Here is a 1,263-nt window from a genome sequence, read left to right as displayed (position 1 = left end):
TCACCCAATCGCTGGTTGCAAATCGTTCTCGGCGTCGCCTGCATGGTGGCGGCCGCGAACATCCAGTACGCCTGGACCCTGTTCGTCCCGGAAATCCAGAAGACCTTCGGCTGGGATCGCGCCGCGATCCAGGTCGCCTTCACGATCTTCGTGATCGTGCAGACCTGGCTCACCCCGATCGAGGGCTACTTCATCGACAAGTACGGCCCGAGCCGGGTCGTCATGTTCGGCGGCCTCATGACCGGGCTCGCCTGGGTGATCAACTCCTACGCCACCTCGCTCACCGGCTTCTACGCCGGCGCCGTCGTCGGCGGCATCGGTGTCGGCTGCGTCTACGCGACCTGCGTGAACAACGCCCTCAAGTGGTTCCCGGACAAGCGCGGCCTCGCGGTCGGCCTCACCGCGGGCGGCTACGGCGCCGGCTCGGCGCTGACCATCCTGCCGATCGCCAAGATGATCGACGCGGGCAGCTACGCCCAGGCCTTCTTCGTGTTCGGCCTGATCCAGGGCGCGATCATCATCCTCGCCGCCGCCTTCATGCGCTCCCCCGGCAAGGAGGAGGTCAAGTACTCGACCAAGGTCCTGCAGTCGCGCCGCGACTACACCCTCGGCGAGGCGCTGCGCACGCCGGTCTTCTACGTCATGCTGCTGATGTTCACCTGCACGGTGACGGGCGGCCTGATGGCGGTGGCCCAGCTCGGCGTGATCGCGCAGGATCTCGGCGTGAAGAACTTCCAGGTGAACCTGTACTTCTTCGCCATGGCGGCGCTGCCCTTCGCGCTGATGCTCGACCGCATCATGAACGGCATCTCCCGCCCGCTGTTCGGCTGGGTCTCGGACCGGATCGGCCGCGAGAAGACGATGTTCATCGCCTTCGCGATGGAGGGCATCGGCATCGTCGCGCTGGGCTATTTCGGCTCGAACCCGTGGGCCTTCGTGATCCTGTCGGGCATCGTGTTCCTGGCCTGGGGCGAGGTCTACTCGCTGTTCTCCGCGACCGCGGCCGACACGTTCGGCTCGAAGCACATCGGCAAGATCTACGGCGTGCTCTACTGCGCCAAGGGTTTTGCGGCCCTGTTCGTGCCGCTCGGCAACGTGATCATGCAGGCGACCGGCACGTGGTCGACGGTGCTCTACACGGTGGCCACCATGGACCTGATCGCGGCCGCCCTCGCGGTGGCGGTGCTCCGGCCCATGCTCAAGAAGCACCACGCGGCGAACGAGGCCGCCCTCCCGGCCGGCGCCCTCGCCCACGCCTGAGCC

General features: G+C 66.8%; 1 protein-coding gene. It reads left to right on the top strand.

All coding sequences use genetic code 11. The annotated features are described in order from the left end of the window. The first annotated feature begins 15 nt into the window (after positions 1 to 15). A complete protein-coding gene (gene oxlT / locus J2X36_RS26755) occupies positions 16 to 1,260 on the top strand; it encodes an oxalate/formate MFS antiporter (protein ID WP_245516536.1) in 1,245 nt (414 codons plus the stop codon). The last annotated feature ends 3 nt before the right edge of the window (positions 1,261 to 1,263 follow it).

It is taken from the genome of Methylobacterium sp. BE186 (assembly GCF_031457035.1).
Classification (GTDB): domain Bacteria; phylum Pseudomonadota; class Alphaproteobacteria; order Rhizobiales; family Beijerinckiaceae; genus Methylobacterium; species Methylobacterium segetis.
The sequence above is the reverse complement of the archived record's forward strand: the minus strand, read 5'-3'. Positions and strand labels throughout refer to the sequence as shown.